Raw genomic sequence first — 17,773 nt, 5'->3', positions numbered from 1 at the left:
AAGTCACATCCTCGGCTGTAAACGGGTGTGGCTTTTTACTCTCAGCTATAAACATACATTAGAAAGATGAAAAAACTCATTGGGGGCTTGATGTTATTGATTGTGGGTTTGGTCGGTTGTAAAGAAGATGATCCTCAGCCCAAGAGCATTTCCGACGTATTGATAGACCAAGCCGACTTGACTATTTTGCGGGCGGCCATTAGCCACGCGGGGCTTCAAGATGCGTTTAAAACCAGTACCGTTACGTTGTTTGCGCCCAACGACGAGGGGTTTAAAGCTTCAGGCTACGCCGATGCGGGAGCCATCACTTCCCTTCCTCCTGAGCAAGTCCGTGCCCTGATTACCAACCACGTCATTACCTCATCACTGCCTGTAGAGTCGATGCCATTTGGGCTGAACAACCCCGTAAAAATGATGTCCAACGCACGCTTGTTTTTATCAAATCCTGATGGGGTGCCGTACCTCAATCAGGGCAAAAGCGTTAAATCAGACATTCAGGCCAATAATGGGGTGATACATATTATCAATAGGGTGATTCCAATTCCCACGCAGTCGTTGGCCCAAATCATCAAAAATACCCCCGACTTTAGCCTGTTTCGTCAGGCAACGCGGCGTGCCATTGCGGGCGACCCTCGTCTAGCTACATTTTATGCCGATACATTAGGTTCTTTTCCCGTTGACCCTGCTTACACGATGTTTTTACCCACTAATCAAGCCATGATTGCGGGGAAATTTTCGCAAGCAGAAATCAACGCCACTAGCCCGATTGTTTTGGCGCGAATTGTGTCGTATCACATCATGTTGAGTCGGCTTTTTTCAAGTTTTATGGGAAATTCTACCTTGAACATGTTCGACGCTTCTTACACGGCAACCCTTGCCTCCAAATCAACGGGGTTGACGATTACAGGGCGGGCAAACCCGACTCAGCCTGCAAATATTACCAAAACCGACATCACGGCCACCAACGGACTTATTCATGTGATAGATAAAGTTTTGATTCCGTGAGGCGGGAACGTAAATTTGTAAAAAATTGTATTGAACGTACTGTCAATTCATCCACGAACGCATGAAAAGTCTTGTAGTTGCTATTCTGATTAGCGCCGTTGCTTTTACGGGCTTTATAACTAATCAAACCTCCGAGCAAAATGAAGGAGGGGCGAAGTTTCGGTACCGCGCACTTTCGGGAAACAACCCCGTGAAAATTTCTTGGGAAACACTCCGAGATGTGACTTTTAAGAAAAAATGGTATCCCGAAGAGTCTGTTTATATGTTATACCCAACATTTGGGCCTAACATTAATAAACTCAATGGAAAAGAAATATTGTTGACGGGTTATGTACTTCCCATCGACGCCGAGTCGAACCTATACGCTTTGTCGGCTTTCCCATTCAGTGCTTGTTTCTTCTGCGGAGGCGCAGGGCCTGAGTCGGTAGTAGGGTTGAAGTTCAAGAAAAATGGCCGTAAGTTTAAGACCGACGAGCGTCATACGATGCGTGGTATTCTAAAACTAAACGCTGATAACATCTACGAATTGAACTATAACATCGACGGCGCAGAAATTGCCGACGAATAGAATCCTAAAACACTCAAAGAAAAGCCCCTGAAGCATTACGTTTCAGGGGCTTTTCTTTGAGTACTAACAAATCTTCTTTCCACTTACCGAGCCAATTGACGTCCATCGTACACGGCCAAAATAGTGTTCCCATCCACTTTAATATTGTACAACTCCTTCGTGTAGGGTGAAGCATCTGACCGATAACGAAACTCTGTGATAAAATAATCACACTCCAAGTCGGCGCGCTTCGACGTGTCTCGCACGGAGGGTTTTAGGTAAATACAATCTAGTCGCTCCCGCTCCGATTTATCCAACATCATTCGATTATAAACCCCTGGCGTCAGGTTGGCAATGACCTTAATGTGCGGTCGTTTGTCGTGTTGGACAATCCATTCTAACCCTTGTTTGTACGATAAACCCCAGTAGTCGATTTCAAAGTTTTTAGCGATGGGCTGGCCCGCAAACACATTGAAGTATGTTTGCTGAAACGGATGGTTGAAGACCATCCACCCGCCAATTAGGACCAATTGCACGAGTACGATGGCTTGACTAACCCTCAACACCAACGGCTGCCGTTTCCCCCACTCAAAAACCTCATTTAAGCCATATAAGGCAATCATCAGAAACGCGCCGTAGGTAAAATAGAGCTGTCTCCAGCCGTCGTACAGCGTAGAATTTAGCAAAATGACTAGCGCAAACGGAGCGACGCTTATCACCAAGAAGGTAAGTTGCGTACGCCAAGGTTCAAAGTTGTCCCAAAGCGCCGAGAATCGTTTTACGCTGTCTTTTAGGATGCTTGCCACCCCCAGTATCCACAGCACCAAGTAAAGAAGTGGAGTGGTAATGACGACGTACCCGATGATGTAATACCACGGTAGCCCCATCGCCATCATTCTCTCGCCAAAAAATAACACCTCGATGTTGGCCCGAAACTTACTCATATTGGCAAGGGCAAACTGAAAGTTGGCCAGCGGAGCCTCCCACAGAAACGGCCAAAACATCACCGTAAACGCTGCCGTAAGCACGACATAAACGCCTAATTTGAGCGCGATGGCGCCAGATTTTTCCCGTAAACGAAATCCATCTATCACGCCCCAACCCAGCGCAATAGCAGGAATGATGATGCCCGTAAGGCGGATATTGATGGCAATGGCCGAACAAATACTAAACAGCAGCAAGTGACGCCAAGCGTAGGTTTTGAGGAATTGGAGCAAAAAATAGGTGCTAATGATAAAAGCCGAAAGACAAACGATGTCTTTGCTATTGTAAAAAGACTCGGCAAATATCCTCGGACTTAGCATCAAAAACAACGTTCCCAGCCACGGAAGCCATTTGTTGGTAAAAATGCTGGCGGCGGTGGCGTAAAAAAAGAGCGTAGAGAGGAAGAAAACCAAGAAGGTCATCAAGTGACGGTAGTGGTACAGTTGTTGGCTTTTGTCGTCGGAGTTGTAGCCGAGGGCTTTTTCGCCAATGACCAGCGGGATGTCAAACACCACCCCGTAGTCTCTATCATAGTACTCCTGCAACTTGGGAATATCTTTGCTGGGCGCTAAAAACCCCAATTTCTCACCCACGTATTGGATAGAAACAATCCCATTGGCCCGATTGATTGGTTCATCAAACGAAATACCGTAGTCTTTATACGTGGCCAAGCCGAGTAGGAGATAGGCACTAAAAAAAGCAATGACTTGCCAATTGGTTATTTTCATTCTTTATGTGATTTGTTAACAAGTGTACAAAGATACCATCTTCGGTTACAACTACATCGTTACAATAAAAGCGACTATTTATTGCTCCAGAGGAGCCAAATCTTATAGCCACTCATTGTCTATTCTCTGCTACTACCTATCAGTTTACGGCAATTACCTTAATCCTAATATCAGTATTTCGCCCTTTGTCGTCGCTGCACGAGATTTTTACGTTGCCTAAGGGAGGAGTTACAAAAAGGGGCGTTTGCGGGGAGGTTTTCTGGTACAAACGGTCGTTGAGGTACCAATACACCTCTTTCACGTCGTTGGCTGCTTGGCAAGCGAGTTGTAATTGTTGCCCTTCTAAAAAATACTCACTGCCGTCGTTGGGACTAGTGATAATTGGAGCACCTACTTCCAATACCCGCGTACACGCAGGATTATGCGGCGGGATTTTGACGTAAGGAACGCGGTTAAGTTCGTAGTACGCTATCAGCTCGGGGGCAAGATTGGGGTACAGTTTTTTGGCGTAACCAGTATCAGGCAGGCACTCCGTACAGTACGAACGCTGTCCCGTCGGGTCGGTAAACACCCATTTTAAGTGTTGACACTTGCGCGTATGTGACACGCCCATGATGGCGTAGTCGAGGAGTTGGTGCGTACAAAACTCGCTCGGTACGTCGCCGCTTTCTGCACACACTTTTCGGCGAACAACGTCAGGGGCTGATTTGAACCAACCCGTGGGAGAATTATAGTCGAGGGTGTTAAAGATATCGAACAACAGAGGGGTGGCAATATTAGCGCCGTTGAGCTCAGGAACGCCCGCTCCCGAAAAGTTCCCCACCCATACCCCTACCGTAAAACGGCGGTTGTAGCCAATGCTCCAAGCGTCTTTTTTGCCGTACGAAGTACCCGTTTTCCACGCAATGCGCGGCAAATGGTAGGTATTATCAAAGTTATTGGGCAAATCGGGGCGCGTTACTTGCGTTAAGATGTTGTTGATAAGGTATGTGGCTTCTGGAGAAATTAATTGCTCTTCCGCACGGATAGTTTTGTCCTTCAGGGTATTAGCTTTTTTGCTCCCTTCTCCTGAAAGGAGAAGGGCAGGGGGTGAGGTTATCTTTACTTTGTCTTCCACAGTATAATGCAGCCCCCTTAATTGTCCTTCGTGCGCAAAGGCCGCAAAAAGACGAGTCAGTTCTTCGAGGGTAACGCCACAGCCCCCCAAAATCATCGACAAGCCCAATCCTGCTGATTGCTTTTTGACCGTCTGAAAGTCAGCTTTTTTCAAGTACTCAATCAATACCCCTGGGGTAAGGTCGCTGAGGACTTTTACGGCGGGGATGTTGAGGGAGTTGGCGAGGGCAAACTCAACGGTCACTTTGCCATTGAACCGTCGGTCAAAATTTTCGGGCTCAAAGCCGCCAAAATTGGTCGGAACGTCGTTGAGGGTCGTCTTCGGTGTAATCAATCCTTTATCAAACCCCACGGCGTACAGCAAGGGTTTCAGCGTACTACCTGGCGAACGTACCGCCCGTACTCCATCCACTTGACCGCCGTCGTAGGGGTTGTTAAAATCGGCCGAACCTACGTAGGCTTCTACGTTCATGGTTTCGTTGTTGATCACTACCACCGCCGCGTTATGGATGTTCATGCTTCGCAGGCGATTCACGTAGTTGCGGGTGAGCTGCTCGGCTTGGGTTTGGCGCGCAGGGACGAGGCTACTTCGGACGATGGGGAGTTGAGGATATTGTTTCCGTAAACGAATCGCCAAGTGTGGGGCCAATTTGGGTGCTTCCCGACGCTCGGCTTGGAGAGGTTCGCGCAGGGCGTCTTCAATCACCTGTGGTTCAAACAACCCCGCTTTCTCAAAGCGTTGCAGCCATTTGTTTCGTTCTTGTACGATGTAGGGGTTTTTACGCCCCAAACGTAGGCTAGAAGGACGGTTGGGGATAATTGTCAGCGTCGTGATTTCGGCTAAACTCAACACTTGGGGCAATTTTCCAAAGTACAACATCGAGGCTGATTTAATGCCTTCGACGTTGCTGCCGTACGGAATCAGGTTGAGGTACAACTGTAAAATTTCGTCTTTGGAGTAGTGCGCTTCCAGTTGTAGCGCTCGCAACATCTCAATGATTTTGCTCCCGTACGTCCGTTTTCGGGGTTCGAGTAGGCGCACCACCTGCATCGTAATGGTGGATGCCCCCGAAGTTCGTCGTCCCGTGGTGAGGTTTTTAGCCAAGGCCCTACCTACCGACACGGGATTGATGCCAAAGTGGTAGTAAAAATAACGGTCTTCTTTTTGGAGAATGGTCTGGCGAAGTAGGGGCGTAATCTCGTCGAGTTCGGTGTAGAGTCGCCATTTGTCTTCTTCGTTGAGGAAGGCATGCAGCACTGTACCGTCTGATGCCGTCACCAACGTTGAGTAGCGAGGATTTACCCGAAAAGGGAAGGTTAAATCAATCAAGAAAAACAACAAAATAAGGCTTGAAGGAAGCCAAAAAGCCCATTTTTTTGTCATGCCCAGGGCACTTTTCAACAACTGTTTGGTGGTTTTAGAGGCATTCGGCATGACAAAAAACAGCGTTAAACTTCTTCCAGAAGCGTTCTAAATGACACGTACTTATTAACGTAACGGTCGTGGTGTTTCTGTTGAAGCTCCGATGAGTGAAGTTGTTGATACGTAAAATAAGCCTCCATTGATGGAAAATAGTATTGACAGGAATACGTGATTCCTTCACTCTCAATTTCGGTAAGTAAGCGAAGCAATTTGCTGCCTTCGGGTAGTCCTGTTGCCATTACTTCGGGCATGTGTATTGCCTTCATCCACTTCAACCAGTCTTGTTCGATGGCTGGGTCAATGTTTACTGTGACGCTATACAGAATCATATTTGCGTTTTTTTTGTTTTAATTGTGGGTGCAATATTTAAAAAAATGAGCAGCTTTTCGGTACCACAAAAAAATAATGTTCGAGCCTTGGGGACTTCGTCAGGAAATAGTAGTTTTAGTCAACACATTCGTTCCTCCGAATTTAGACCCTTTCCCATGGACTACAAAACACTCCGCGAATTGGTCAGACAGGGTGAAGGAAAGCACATTGAGTTTAAACTCAAGACCAATCACCCCGAAAAAATTGTCCGAGAAATCGTCGCTTTCGCCAATTCGGGCGGTGGCTACCTTTTTATCGGAGTAGGCGACGACCGTAGCATCAAGGGCCTCAAGTACGCCGACGAAGACGAATACCTGCTCGTGCGAGCCATTGAAAAATACTGTTCTCCTGGCATTGAGTACGAAATCGAACGAATCCCTATTGGGGAAGAACGCGATGTCTTGGTATTCACCATTTTGCCTAGCCCCAAACGCCCTCACTACGTTTTGCAACCCGCCGAAACTTCCTTGGCGATCGCAAAAACACCAACCACGGGCACGCAGAAGGGTAAGCCACACGCAGTGCCCCAAAATAACCTCGTCAAAAAAACCTACATCCGCGTAGCCGACCGCTCGATTCAGGCGAGTTGGGAAATGCGGGAAATCTTACGCCGTCAAGACGATGATCGTAACGTCAAGTTTCAATATGGCGATAAGGAGCGAAAGCTTATGCAGCACTTAGACCAGCACCAAAGTGTGACAGTAGCAGATTTTGCAAGCGTGGCGGGAATTTCGCGAAATATTGCCTCAAAAACCCTCGTATTACTTGTTTTGGCCAATGTTTTGGATGTTCATCCCGACGAAACAGTTGATCGTTTTACGGTACACGCCTAGCTTAAAAACAAAATCCGCTTTCTCTAAAAAAGAAAGCGGATTCTTGTACTACCTAAACCTCTACCATTATACTAATTTCGATGTCACCAGTTCTATAGTCACATCGAATATGGTACTAATAAAACTTCATTAAGAAGAAAAATGTTCGCCAGCTTAGACAAATTTGCAAAAAAAGGTTCGCGAATAGCTGGTATCTGAACAAGGCTCGGTGCCTAGTTTTTCTATTATTTTCCGATCAAATTACTTTTCCGATAACCGTAGCCAAAGTAAATCACTAGGCCGATAATCAACCAAATCAGGAACATTATCCAGTTGGAGATGCCTAATTCGGTCATCAGATACAAATTGGTCAAAATTCCCAAAACAGGAAGTAAAGAAAAACTTTGTAGAAAACTTGCGATGGCTAAACCCAACCATGCCAACCACAGTACAATCAATAATGGCTTTTCTGTGAGGTGTTCTACAAAACCTCCTTGTGAGTAAGTCCAAGCCAAGGCCGCAACCATCAAGACGCCTACGGTATATTTCCCGTTTACATAAGGCACTTTAAACTTAGAGGGAGTTTTATGCTTGTCGAGGTACAAAATACCCGCACACACGATGATAAACGCAAACAACGTTCCTACACTGGTCAGGTCGGTGACAAATTTCATGTTCATAAACAACGACGGAATGGCTACCAATACCCCCGTCAAAATCGTAGAAAATGAAGGCGTTTTGTACTTGGGGTGAATTTTACCAAACGACTTTGGCAACAACCCATCGCGGCTCATCGTCATCCAAATTCGTGGCTGACCGATTTGATAGGCCAACAGTGCACTCGTCATGGCCACTACGGCACTTACAGCAATAATCCCTGATAATGACGACAAAAACGACTTTTGCCAGCCTACCGCATTTTGAGAAACACTTTTGAACACGTAGGCCAATGGGTCATCTACTTTGAGTTCTTTGTGCGATACCATACCGTTCAAAACGAGGGCAATTGTTACGTACAAAATCGTACAAATAATAAGCGAATAAATAATCGAACGTGGCAAGTCGCGTTGCGGATTCTGGCATTCTTCGGCCGTTGTTGAAACGGAATCAAAACCAATAAATGAGAAAAATACGGCCGACACACCTAGTAAAACCCCATTCATACCATTGGGGGCAAAGGGCTCCCAGTTTTCAGGGTTTACGTAAAAAGCACCAATGATGATAACCGCTAAAATCACAATCACTTTAAACAATACCAACGCATTGCCCGTCGTACGGGATTCTTTGATACCGATGTAGGCCAATACAGTAATAAAAACCGTCACCAATGCCGCAGGAATATTCATCAACACCTTGAATCCGCCAATCATGGGTGCCGTACGGAAGGCTTCTTCTTGAGACACCAAGCGTGGATTAGGCACTCCTCCTGCCTTTATTACTTCCTGAAATTCGTTGAATCCATCGCGGGCTGAGATAAAATCTGTGGCTAAGTATTCGGGGAAATGAATGCCAAATCGCTCTAACATTTCCATAAAATACCCCGACCAACCGATGGCAATCACCATGTTACTAACGGCGTATTCCAAAATTAGCGCCCAGCCAATAATCCAAGCCAATAGCTCCCCAAACGAAACGTAGGTATAAGTATAGGCACTTCCACTGACGGGAATTGTGGAGGCGAATTGGGCATAACACAAACCTGTAAACGCACAGGCAAAGGCAATAAAAACAAATAAAAGTGAGACTGCTGCTCCGCCGTCGTAGCTGGCGTTTCCGATGGTACTAAAAATTCCCCCTCCAATGATGGCCGCAATTCCAAACGAGGTCAAATCTTTTACACTCAAGACTTTGGCCATGCTGCCGTGGCCATCTTCGCCCGTTTTGATGTCGTTCAAAACTTGGCTCACCGATTTTTTCCGAAAGAGAGAGTTACTCATCGTGACTATGATTTAGGGTTTAGTTGTTGAATCGAATTGGTAAAAATAGGAATTATTGGGATACCTTCTAGCATTACGGTGACGGAAGCCGTGCAGATTCCCGTAAATAATCCTCCCACGTATCCACGTCCGACAGGGTTTCGCCCAGCCAAAGGGAAGTGGAGTGCGCTTGGGCATCCGCCAAAGTCTCCGCCAAAAGCGACGGCTGACTCCATGATTTGTTCTCAAACAAAAAGTGGTGCATCAGGTTCATTCCCAGTAAATAGTATCCACCATCATCGGCAGGGCCTATCACTAGATTGTGCTGCTGAAGCTCAGAAAATGCCTGAGAGAGGTGATGCGCCCGCAAAGCGAGGCAATCGCTGCCCACAATCACCACGCGTTCTGCGTTGTCGTTTAGTTCTTCTTCAAACGCGGCTTTCATTCGAGCCCCCAAATCGGGTACATTGGGTTGCATTTTTTTGAGAAAGCCCAAATCTGACCAGCTATCCTCAGGGTTTATAAAATCTCCGTAATAAATCACCACTTTTTTCTTTTGCGCTGCTTCATCGACCAAAAACCATTCATAAATCACTCTTTTTGTGTGACTTAGTAACTCAACATACACTTCTACGGCCTTTTCATCACCTACCGTAGCCGCCACTCGGGTCTTTACTTTTCCTCGAACTGGATTTTTTACAAAAACAATAAGCGTACAATTCATTCGTTTGCGTTGGATAGTTGACAGAAAGATAGTAAGATTGACAAAAATTAACGTTGTACCCCCTTGCAAATTTCATGAAACGACTCCTTTGGATAGTATTCCTCACCACATCAGTGCTCCACGCTCAAAATGTAGCTTTCAAAAAACTCATTGACAGCAGCCCTCTTGACACCAAACTGGCTACGTTGACCGATAGCGAACAAAAAGAATCAGGCGTGATGCTCCGTCACCAACTTTATGTTGAATATGCCTTCGATTCACTTGGGCAATTATCGTGCTTACAAGGTATTGTGAAGCGCATTCGCATCAATGACTCCAAGGCCATTGAAATGTACAATAAAATCGTCCTGCCTGTTCCTAACACCAACGACCTTATTTACCTCAAAGCCCGCAGTATTAGCAAAAACGGTACGGTCAAAGAAGTAGGAATGGAGGCCGTTAAAGAATTGGAAGAACAAGGACGGGTCTATAAGATTTTGGCCGTAGAAGGGCTTGAGATTGGTGGAGAATTGGAATACACCACGCTTTTTCGCCGTAGTAGTTCGCTGTTTGGGGGCGAAATTCTCCAAAGCGACATACCCGTTCGGAAAGTAGAAGTAAAAATTATTACCCCAGCTTACCTTCAATTTGAAGCCAAGGTGTATAATGCCCCAGCCACGATTTCGTCGGATACCCTCAACGAAAAGCGTACGCTTTCGGTGGGACTTCAGAATCTCCCGCCTATTTATGAGGAAAAGTACGCCAACCTCAAAGCCAATTTAATCCGCCTCGACTACAAGCTTTCGTATAACCTCAGTCGCGGCCCTGAGCGCCTCTATACGTGGCAAAGCGCCGCCGAAACGTTCTTTGATTACCTTCGGTCGGGGATTGACGATTCCAAAAAAGACATTGACGCGTTGCTGGCCAAAGAAAAAATCAAAGGATTAGCTCCTGAGTTGGCTGTAAAAAAGTTAGAAAATTACGTCAAAACCAACATTGCGCTGAAAGAAGAAGAGGATGCCGACGTGGCTTCGGACGTACTCAAAAAACAGTATGCTTCAAAAGCAGGCATGATGAAATTATACATCGCTGCCCTCGAATCGTTGAACATTCCGTACGAAATTGTCATTGGATGTAGTCGGACTGATGCGGTCTTTGATCCAAAATTTGAATCTTGGAATTTTTTGGATGAATACCTGCTATATTTCCCAACTACCAAGAAGTTTTTGGATCCAGGCAGCCCAATTTTCCGTTATGGAATGATTGACCAAACGATGGAAGGGAATCAGGCATTGTTTATCAAAAAGAAAAAAGAAGGCAACGACATTGTGCCCGAAAGTGAGGTTCGATTAGTACCCTTTTCAACCATCGCCGACAACCACGACGATTTGCTGGTGGACGTGTCGTTTTCGCCTACCATGGATCAAATTCAAGGCAAAGTAACGCGCCAAATGACGGGGCACCAAGCCGCTCAATTGCGCCCATACTATCATTTTGTGAAAGCGGAAGAAGAACGCAAAGCGCTTACCAACGAAATTGTGAAATCAACCCTCAAGCCTGACGTTACTTATACCAACCCCCAAATCAAGAATACCAATCTCAATTCAGACGAAGTCAACAAACCTTTTATTTTTAGTGTCGATATTGTGCTAAAAAGCGTGGTAGAGCGGGCTGGAAAAAAGTATTTGTTTAAAGTAGGAGAATTGATTGGGCCACAGGTAGAAATGTACAACGAACGCGCCCGTCAGTATCCTATTGATATGGGCAACGCTCACGCCTACAAACGCCTGATGAAAGTGAAGATTCCAGAGGGATATAAAGTGAGTGGTTTGGAAAGCCTTCGCCGCAACATTACGGATGGCAGAACTCCCGCAGTAATGGGCTTTATTTCTGATTATAAATTGGAAGGCAACCTGCTCACAATCACTATCGATGAGTTTTACAAGGAAGTATTACAACCGATTGATATATACGAACCGTTCCAGAAAGTAATCAATGCGGCGGCTGATTTCAACAAAGTAACGCTCTTGTTAGAGAAAAAATAAAACTCTAACGGAGATTCCCTACTTTTGTATTTCAGAAACAGATTAATCGCTTTTGAGCATGATTTTCAAGTATTTGGCATTGGGAATGGCGTCGGCAGTACTATTAATTGGCTGTGTTACCTCCAAACCCGTCGGCACGAAATCAACCACCACTGTGGATCCTTATAGTACGTATGACGAAGACTTTACGGCGATTCGTCCCCGTTACAAAGAAACTGTAACTTCGGAAAGCGCTACGGCCAAAAAGCCTGAAGTAAAACGCGTACTGTCGGATCAGCCGTTGCACATCAATCGTCAACTCGATGCAATCGTAGATACCATTGCGACCCGAAACAAGTCGGTGCGTTTTGCAGGAGGGTTTCGTATTCAAATTTACGTAGGAAATACGCGAAAGGAAGCCGATGAAGCTCGTTTGTATTCCTATCAAACCTTTCCCGAACTCAACCCCTACATGGTCTATAACCAACCGACCTATCGAATCAGGATTGGTGATTTTATGACACGTTTGGACGCTGAACGCTACCTTCAGCAGGTACGCAATCGCTATGAATCAGCAGTGATTGTGCCTGAGAAAATAGATTTGAAGAAGAGTCTATTGGTAAAATAGTTACTTTTGTCGTTCTGTTTTTGTCAAAAGATTAGATTGATTGCTTAACACATAGTTTTGCCTCCTTGTTGGTGGCGTGACTCTTTTTATAAATTACAATGAAAAAACGCGCACTCATTACGGGTATCACGGGTCAGGATGGAGCTTATTTGGCCGAATTTTTATTAAATAAAGGGTACGAAGTTCACGGTATCAAACGCCGTAGCTCAATGTTCAATACCCAACGTATCGACCACCTCTACGAAGATCCTCACGAAAGCGACGTTCGTTTGGTACTCCACTACGGAGACTTATCTGACTCGACCAATATCATTCGATTGATTCAGGAAATCCAGCCTGATGAAATTTATAACCTCGGGGCACAGTCGCACGTGCGAGTGAGTTTCGACGAACCTGAATACACCGCGCAAGTCGATGGCTTAGGTACGATGCGCATTTTGGAAGCAGTTCGTTTGTTGGGCCTTACCAAGAAAACGCGTGTATATCAGGCTTCTACCTCCGAATTGTACGGTTTGGTACAAGCCGTTCCTCAATCAGAAGCTACGCCTTTTTATCCACGCTCACCGTATGCTGTGGCCAAATTGTACGGCTACTGGATTACGGTCAATTACCGCGAGGCGTACGATATGTTTGCGGTAAATGGTATTTTGTTTAATCACGAATCTCCTCTTCGTGGCGAGACGTTCGTGACGCGTAAGATTACTCGCGCCGTAGCACGTATCGCTTTGGGACTTCAAGAGAAGGTATTCTTGGGCAATCTTGATGCTCAGCGCGACTGGGGTCATGCTAAAGACTATGTCGAGGCCATGTGGTTGATGTTGCAACAAGAGACCCCTGAGGATTTTGTCATAGCCACTGGTAAAACCACCTACATCCGTGATTTTGTGCGCATGGCATTTGCGGAAGTGGGCATTGAGTTGGAATTTAAAGGAGAAGGGGTTAACGAAACTGCTGTTGTTACAAAGTGTAACAACCCAAGTTATCAACTGCCTGTGGGCAAAGAAGTGGTAGGCATCGATCCACGTTATTTCCGTCCAACCGAAGTTGATTTGTTAATTGGTGACCCTACCAAAGCCAACACAAAGCTAGGGTGGATTCCTAAGTACGATCTTCCTGCTCTTGTGAAAGAAATGGTGGAAGCAGATTTGGACATCTTCAAGCGCGACCAATTGCTCGAACGCGAAGGTCACCGTACATTGAACTACTACGAATAGTATATATTTTTTTATAAACAACAACGCCCTGAAGCTTCGGCTTTCAGGGCGTTGTTGTTTACTCTCGACAAAAAATAGAAGCGTTAATGAGCTTTTTAAAGTTGTATGTGCGTTTTGGAAAGAATGAAAATGATGCTAAATTTGATAAAGCCATTGAGCAACTCCTAAATAAACCAAAAGAAACAATGGGAATCGTAGAGTTTGTATTAGAAAGAGAACGTCGCCTTGGAGAGAAAAAGGGCATCAAGAAAGGGCTTGAAAAAGGAATTGAGCAAGGACGCCATGAGCGTAATTTTACTTTTGTAAGCAGGCTTCTCAAAGAAACTGATTTTGATGACGCCAAAATAGCTGAGTTAGCTGGAGTTACCCTTGAGTTTGTTCAAATTGTACGTCAACAAAACGCATGAGGCGGATTTTGAAATAGCCCGCCTCATAACCATTTGGATATGTATGTTTATCCCCGTTGGCGGGCTGCCTCGTAGATAATCATTCCCGCAGCAACTGATACATTCAACGAAGCTACTTTTCCAGTCATTGGAATTTTTACGGCCATATTTGCGCGGCGAATCACATCAGTGGATACGCCGTCTTCTTCCGAGCCCATTACAATAGCCGTAGGCGTTGTAAAGTCAATATTTGAAGCAACTTGCGCTGCTTTTTCGGTACAAACCACTACCTGAACACCGCTATCTTGTAAATACTGCACTGTATCTATCAAGTTATTTTCACGGCAAACGGGAAGGTGATTGAGCGCACCTGAAGAGGTTTTGAGCGCATCGCTATTGATTTGGGCCGCTCCACGCATAGGGACTACCAACGCATGAACACCCATACATTCAGCCGTACGGGCAATAGCTCCAAAGTTACGAACATCGGTGATGCGGTCGAGGAGCAACAATAACGGTACTTCGCCTCTTTCATAGATGTCAGCCAACACGTTATGAAGCGAAACGTAGCGAATCGCCGACATAAACGCAATGACCCCTTGGTGATTTTTTCCAGTAATATTATTCAACTTTTCTATCGGAACGCGCTGAACTGGTATTTCGCGCTCGTTGGCTAGCTGAACTACTTCGGCGAAGCTCTGCTCGCGATAGACCATAATTTTATCAATTTCGGTCCCTGCGCGGAGCGCTTCTAAAAGCGGTTGTAACCCAAAAATAAGCTCTTTTTCGCGAGCCTTGTCCACGGGTCTAGTGGTATGAATGCGGCGTTTGGGATTTTCGTCTCGTTGGTATGCCATGGGAATATTTTTTAGAGCATGGTAGCAAAAAACCCGTCCGAATATCTTCAGACGGGTTTTTTACCAAAATTTCTCTGTAAAAAATGCTTATGCTTCAGCCAATTCGATATGAACAAATGACTTGTTGTCACGGCCACGGCTAAACTTAACCACACCGTTTGTCAAAGCAAAAAGCGTATAATCGCGGCCTACACCTACGTTACGACCTGGGTGGTATTTAGTACCACGTTGACGAACGATGATGTTACCCGCTACGGCTGGCTGACCACCGAAAATTTTAACGCCAAGGCGTTTACTTTCTGATTCGCGACCGTTTTTCGAACTACCTACACCTTTTTTGTGTGCCATTTCTTTAGGTATTTAAAAATTTCAAAAAGCTATTTAAGAAAAAAATTAAGCTACGATTGTGTCGATTTTAACCTTAGTCAAAGCTTGACGGTGACCGTTTTTCTTCTCGTATCCTTTACGGCGTTTCTTTCTGAAAACGATTACTTTCTCTCCCTTAAGGTGTTCTACGATTGTAGCCTTTACACTCGCACCGTTTACCGTCGGTGCGCCTACGCTGATGGCACCTGCATTGTCCACCAACAAAACTTTGTCAAATACGAGCGCAGCGTCCAAGTCACCTGCCAAACGATTGGTGAAGATTTCTTGGCCCTCTTCTACTTTAAATTGCTGTCCCGCGATTTCTACGATTGCGTACATGATGATTATGATTAAAACAGTTTTTTCCAAAAATGGAGTGCAAAAATAATGGATTCTGTAGGATTTAACAACTTCTGTTTGAAAAATATTAGGGAATTACTTGACATACAGGGCAAAAGTACGTAGCTCGCCCGCCTACTCGGGTCTGCACAATGTCGGCATGGCCTTCGGGGCAGCGTTTGTGCTGGTCAGGCGTATTAAATGGTGATGTATCCCATTCACGTGCGTGAATCAAAAACGAGCGTGGAAAAAGCCCATAATTCGCCTCGTGTTCGATGGCAGTACGCAATACAAATCCAATCGCTGAGTGAATCCGCTCAAGCTCTGACGTAGTAAGTCCATTGGCCAGCCGCTCGGGATGTACTTTGGCTTGAAACAAAACTTCATCGACAATCCAATTACCAATGCCAGCGACGGTGCTTTGGTCAAGGAGCACAGGCTTAATCGGAGACTTACGTTTTTGGATATTTTTAGTCAATTGTTCCAAGGTAATTTCTAAACCATCGGGGGCTATTTTTTTTCGTTTCAAATAATCTTCTACGCTAGCAATTAGCCCAATGCGCTCAAATTTTCGGGGGCAAATAAAACCCAAATTGAAACCAGAACGAAACACAAAAACGATGCGCGCGTGGCGAGGCCGAGGCAACGACGAGTGATAATATTCCAAATCGCCCGTCATCCCAAAATGAAGATGTAGCGTGTGATCTCTGTCCGTAAATGCAAATAAATTTTTGCCTACCCGCCGCGTAGCGACAAACAACTGTCCCACAAGAACTTCTGTCAACGTAGAATAGTCTGTAGTAAGCAGTTTTCGGTCTTCTACCTCGATGGCCTCAATCACTTGATTCAAGGAAGTGGCTTCAAAATAATGGCGGTAGGTTTCGACTTCGGGTAGTTCAGGCATAGTTAACTTGCATTAGTTTTTGTTTAGTAACCATTTTTGGCACCTATTTGATTTCGATTTGCCCTGCTTTTAAGGAGGTTTTTGGCCTAAAAGCGCACTTAGTGCCAAAACACCAATCTACTTCGTACCTTTGCAAAATCAACCTCTGATATTAGCTGCAAATGAAGTTTGAAGATTATCACATCTCTGGCGTTGTTAAACAAAACCTTGATAAGCTAGGTTTTCGCCGCCCTACCGATATCCAGTACAAAGCAATTCCTTCTATTTTGAAAGGGGAAGATGTGCTGGCCATTGCCCAAACGGGGACGGGAAAAACCGCAGCGTTTGCGATTCCGATTCTTCATTTGTTGCACGAACGCAAGCGTAACTCACGTCGCCCCGATGGCGTAAAATGTGTAGTTATGGTTCCCACCCATGAGCTTGCCATTCAAATCACGGAAGTATTTGAGCGTCTTGGCCGTGGCACGGACGTGAAAACATTAGGGCTATTTGGAGGGGTTTCGCAAGATCCTCAGATTTCTCGCCTTGACAAGGGAGTGGACATTGTAGTGGCTACACCTGGGCGTTTGTTTGACTTAGTGAGTCAAGGGCATCTTCGCCTCGAACGCGTGGAACTCTTGGTGCTCGACGAAGCCGACCACATGCTCGATTTGGGCTTTATCAAAGACATTCGTGATTTACTCAAACACTTACCACGCCGCCGACAAACCTTGTTTTTCTCGGCTACGATTGATGATAAAATCAAGAAATTAGCTTATTCTATCATTCATAGCGCGGCCATTCGAATTCAGATTTCGCCCAAAGACCCCGTATCAAAAAACATAGACCACTTTGTGACGCACGTTGAAATGGATGACAAACGCTTCTTTTTAGAACGCCTCATCAACGAACACGCGGACAGCAAAATTATGGTGTTTGTGCGAACAAAAGTACGTGCCGAACGCGTGGCCCATGCGCTCGAACGTATGGAGATTCAGAGCATGACGCTGCACGGTGATAAAGAACAAAAAGAGCGTTCGTTGGCATTAGGGGCCTTTAAAAGTGGAAAAACAAAGGTGTTGATTGCCACCGACATCAGTGCACGGGGTATTGATATTCCCAACGTTGACTACGTTGTTAATTACGATTTGCCCGATGAAATTGAAAATTATGTACACCGCATCGGGCGTACAGGCCGTGGAACACAACGCGGGAATGCGGTTTCGTTTTGCAGCACGGAAGAAAAACCCAAACTTGCCGCGATTGAAGAATACGTAGGAAAACCCATTACGGTGCTTCAACTCAGTAAAGCCGAATACGAGGGCATTGTGGACACGAGTAACGACCCCGCAGGAAATATTAAGTCACTTCTCCAAGAAATCGAAGACCTCGAAGCCGATAAAAAACTCCGTCAAGGGAGAAAAAGAGGGAAGAAAAAACGAGGGTAGGGGAGAGCAACGCCTCTCCTTTAAA

The 17,773-nt window shown here is 45.5% G+C and carries 17 protein-coding genes; 8 read left to right on the top strand and 9 right to left on the bottom strand.

Going from position 1 to position 17,773, the window contains the following annotated elements:
- Positions 1 to 66: 66 nt before the first annotated feature.
- Together AC23P2_RS03050 and AC23P2_RS03045 are read left to right on the top strand one after the other, a co-directional pair.
- Positions 67 to 1,005 carry a fasciclin domain-containing protein gene (locus AC23P2_RS03050; RefSeq protein ID WP_487771826.1) on the top strand — a complete coding sequence of 313 codons (939 nt, stop codon included), beginning with the start codon at positions 67 to 69 and terminating at the stop codon, positions 1,003 to 1,005.
- Positions 1,006 to 1,066: 61 nt separating this feature from the next.
- Positions 1,067 to 1,573 (top strand): DUF3299 domain-containing protein, encoded by a 507-nt coding sequence (locus tag AC23P2_RS03045; protein WP_487771825.1) that lies wholly within the window; start codon positions 1,067 to 1,069, stop codon positions 1,571 to 1,573.
- 83 nt (positions 1,574 to 1,656) lie between these two features.
- Here the strand turns inward: AC23P2_RS03045 and AC23P2_RS03040 are convergent, their stop codons facing one another.
- From AC23P2_RS03040 to AC23P2_RS03030, 3 genes are all read right to left on the bottom strand, one after another.
- The gene (locus AC23P2_RS03040) at positions 1,657 to 3,264 is read right to left on the bottom strand and encodes an ArnT family glycosyltransferase (protein WP_487771824.1); all 1,608 of its coding nucleotides are present in this window, start codon (positions 3,262 to 3,264) and stop codon (positions 1,657 to 1,659) included.
- 139 nt (positions 3,265 to 3,403) lie between these two features.
- The gene (gene pbpC, locus AC23P2_RS03035; RefSeq protein WP_487772255.1) at positions 3,404 to 5,764 is read right to left on the bottom strand and encodes a penicillin-binding protein 1C; all 2,361 of its coding nucleotides are present in this window, start codon (positions 5,762 to 5,764) and stop codon (positions 3,404 to 3,406) included.
- A 65-nt stretch (positions 5,765 to 5,829) separates the two neighbouring features.
- Entirely contained in the window at positions 5,830 to 6,132 is a 303-nt protein-coding gene (locus AC23P2_RS03030) for a DUF4286 family protein (protein ID WP_487771823.1), read from the bottom strand.
- 156 nt (positions 6,133 to 6,288) lie between these two features.
- Here AC23P2_RS03030 and AC23P2_RS03025 point away from each other — a divergent pair, with 156 nt between their 5' ends.
- A complete protein-coding gene (locus AC23P2_RS03025; RefSeq protein ID WP_487771822.1) occupies positions 6,289 to 7,005 on the top strand; it encodes an AlbA family DNA-binding domain-containing protein in 717 nt (238 codons plus the stop codon).
- A 224-nt stretch (positions 7,006 to 7,229) separates the two neighbouring features.
- On the opposite strand, the gene AC23P2_RS03020 is transcribed toward AC23P2_RS03025, so the two are convergent.
- Both AC23P2_RS03020 and AC23P2_RS03015 read right to left on the bottom strand, forming a co-directional pair.
- Positions 7,230 to 8,921 (bottom strand): amino acid permease, encoded by a 1,692-nt coding sequence (locus AC23P2_RS03020; protein ID WP_487771821.1) that lies wholly within the window; start codon positions 8,919 to 8,921, stop codon positions 7,230 to 7,232.
- A gap of 73 nt (positions 8,922 to 8,994) precedes the next feature.
- A complete protein-coding gene (locus AC23P2_RS03015; protein ID WP_487771820.1) occupies positions 8,995 to 9,624 on the bottom strand; it encodes a TIGR04282 family arsenosugar biosynthesis glycosyltransferase in 630 nt (209 codons plus the stop codon).
- Positions 9,625 to 9,698: 74 nt separating this feature from the next.
- Between AC23P2_RS03015 and AC23P2_RS03010 the strand changes: the two genes are divergently transcribed.
- The 4 genes from AC23P2_RS03010 (at position 9,699) to AC23P2_RS02995 (ending at position 13,876) form a co-directional block, all read left to right on the top strand.
- Entirely contained in the window at positions 9,699 to 11,648 is a 1,950-nt protein-coding gene (locus AC23P2_RS03010; protein ID WP_487771819.1) for a DUF3857 domain-containing protein, read from the top strand.
- A 58-nt stretch (positions 11,649 to 11,706) separates the two neighbouring features.
- Positions 11,707 to 12,255, top strand: a complete 549-nt coding sequence (locus AC23P2_RS03005) for an SPOR domain-containing protein (protein ID WP_487771818.1) — start codon at positions 11,707 to 11,709, stop codon at positions 12,253 to 12,255.
- A 98-nt stretch (positions 12,256 to 12,353) separates the two neighbouring features.
- Positions 12,354 to 13,469 carry a GDP-mannose 4,6-dehydratase gene (gene gmd / locus AC23P2_RS03000; RefSeq protein ID WP_487771817.1) on the top strand — a complete coding sequence of 372 codons (1,116 nt, stop codon included), beginning with the start codon at positions 12,354 to 12,356 and terminating at the stop codon, positions 13,467 to 13,469.
- 86 nt (positions 13,470 to 13,555) lie between these two features.
- Positions 13,556 to 13,876, top strand: coding sequence for a hypothetical protein (locus AC23P2_RS02995; protein ID WP_487771816.1), 321 nt, complete (start codon positions 13,556 to 13,558; stop codon positions 13,874 to 13,876).
- Between the two features lie 47 nt (positions 13,877 to 13,923).
- On the opposite strand, the gene rlmB is transcribed toward AC23P2_RS02995, so the two are convergent.
- From rlmB to AC23P2_RS02975, 4 genes are all read right to left on the bottom strand, one after another.
- On the bottom strand, positions 13,924 to 14,712 hold the full coding sequence (rlmB, locus tag AC23P2_RS02990; RefSeq protein WP_487771815.1) for a 23S rRNA (guanosine(2251)-2'-O)-methyltransferase RlmB: 789 nt from the start codon (positions 14,710 to 14,712) through the stop codon (positions 13,924 to 13,926).
- Between the two features lie 87 nt (positions 14,713 to 14,799).
- Entirely contained in the window at positions 14,800 to 15,060 is a 261-nt protein-coding gene (gene rpmA / locus AC23P2_RS02985; protein WP_028524866.1) for a 50S ribosomal protein L27, read from the bottom strand.
- Positions 15,061 to 15,105: 45 nt separating this feature from the next.
- Positions 15,106 to 15,417 carry a 50S ribosomal protein L21 gene (gene rplU / locus AC23P2_RS02980; protein WP_487771814.1) on the bottom strand — a complete coding sequence of 104 codons (312 nt, stop codon included), beginning with the start codon at positions 15,415 to 15,417 and terminating at the stop codon, positions 15,106 to 15,108.
- An 88-nt stretch (positions 15,418 to 15,505) separates the two neighbouring features.
- Positions 15,506 to 16,321 (bottom strand): Fpg/Nei family DNA glycosylase, encoded by an 816-nt coding sequence (locus tag AC23P2_RS02975; protein WP_487771813.1) that lies wholly within the window; start codon positions 16,319 to 16,321, stop codon positions 15,506 to 15,508.
- Positions 16,322 to 16,482: 161 nt separating this feature from the next.
- Between AC23P2_RS02975 and AC23P2_RS02970 the strand changes: the two genes are divergently transcribed.
- Positions 16,483 to 17,748, top strand: a complete 1,266-nt coding sequence (locus AC23P2_RS02970; protein ID WP_487771812.1) for a DEAD/DEAH box helicase — start codon at positions 16,483 to 16,485, stop codon at positions 17,746 to 17,748.
- Positions 17,749 to 17,773 lie beyond the last annotated feature (25 nt).

This window comes from Runella sp. R0.1_18 (genome assembly GCF_057652155.1).
The sequence above is the reverse complement of the archived record's forward strand: the minus strand, read 5'-3'. Positions and strand labels throughout refer to the sequence as shown.

What these genes read in the sequence shown, in the direction of transcription:
- AC23P2_RS02970 (WP_487771812.1), top strand. Translation starts at nt 16,483, where the DNA reads ATGAAGTTTGAAGATTATCACATCTCTGGCGTTGTTAAACAAAACCTT.
- AC23P2_RS03005 (WP_487771818.1), top strand. Translation starts at nt 11,707, where the DNA reads ATGATTTTCAAGTATTTGGCATTGGGAATGGCGTCGGCAGTACTATTA.
- pbpC (WP_487772255.1), bottom strand. Translation starts at nt 5,764, where the DNA reads ATGACAAAAAAATGGGCTTTTTGGCTTCCTTCAAGCCTTATTTTGTTG.
- AC23P2_RS02995 (WP_487771816.1), top strand. Translation starts at nt 13,556, where the DNA reads ATGAGCTTTTTAAAGTTGTATGTGCGTTTTGGAAAGAATGAAAATGAT.
- AC23P2_RS03025 (WP_487771822.1), top strand. Translation starts at nt 6,289, where the DNA reads ATGGACTACAAAACACTCCGCGAATTGGTCAGACAGGGTGAAGGAAAG.
- AC23P2_RS03045 (WP_487771825.1), top strand. Translation starts at nt 1,067, where the DNA reads ATGAAAAGTCTTGTAGTTGCTATTCTGATTAGCGCCGTTGCTTTTACG.
- AC23P2_RS03030 (WP_487771823.1), bottom strand. Translation starts at nt 6,132, where the DNA reads ATGATTCTGTATAGCGTCACAGTAAACATTGACCCAGCCATCGAACAA.
- AC23P2_RS03040 (WP_487771824.1), bottom strand. Translation starts at nt 3,264, where the DNA reads ATGAAAATAACCAATTGGCAAGTCATTGCTTTTTTTAGTGCCTATCTC.
- gmd (WP_487771817.1), top strand. Translation starts at nt 12,354, where the DNA reads ATGAAAAAACGCGCACTCATTACGGGTATCACGGGTCAGGATGGAGCT.
- AC23P2_RS03015 (WP_487771820.1), bottom strand. Translation starts at nt 9,624, where the DNA reads ATGAATTGTACGCTTATTGTTTTTGTAAAAAATCCAGTTCGAGGAAAA.
- AC23P2_RS03020 (WP_487771821.1), bottom strand. Translation starts at nt 8,921, where the DNA reads ATGAGTAACTCTCTCTTTCGGAAAAAATCGGTGAGCCAAGTTTTGAAC.
- rplU (WP_487771814.1), bottom strand. Translation starts at nt 15,417, where the DNA reads ATGTACGCAATCGTAGAAATCGCGGGACAGCAATTTAAAGTAGAAGAG.
- rlmB (WP_487771815.1), bottom strand. Translation starts at nt 14,712, where the DNA reads ATGGCATACCAACGAGACGAAAATCCCAAACGCCGCATTCATACCACT.
- AC23P2_RS03010 (WP_487771819.1), top strand. Translation starts at nt 9,699, where the DNA reads ATGAAACGACTCCTTTGGATAGTATTCCTCACCACATCAGTGCTCCAC.
- AC23P2_RS03050 (WP_487771826.1), top strand. Translation starts at nt 67, where the DNA reads ATGAAAAAACTCATTGGGGGCTTGATGTTATTGATTGTGGGTTTGGTC.
- AC23P2_RS02975 (WP_487771813.1), bottom strand. Translation starts at nt 16,321, where the DNA reads ATGCCTGAACTACCCGAAGTCGAAACCTACCGCCATTATTTTGAAGCC.
- rpmA (WP_028524866.1), bottom strand. Translation starts at nt 15,060, where the DNA reads ATGGCACACAAAAAAGGTGTAGGTAGTTCGAAAAACGGTCGCGAATCA.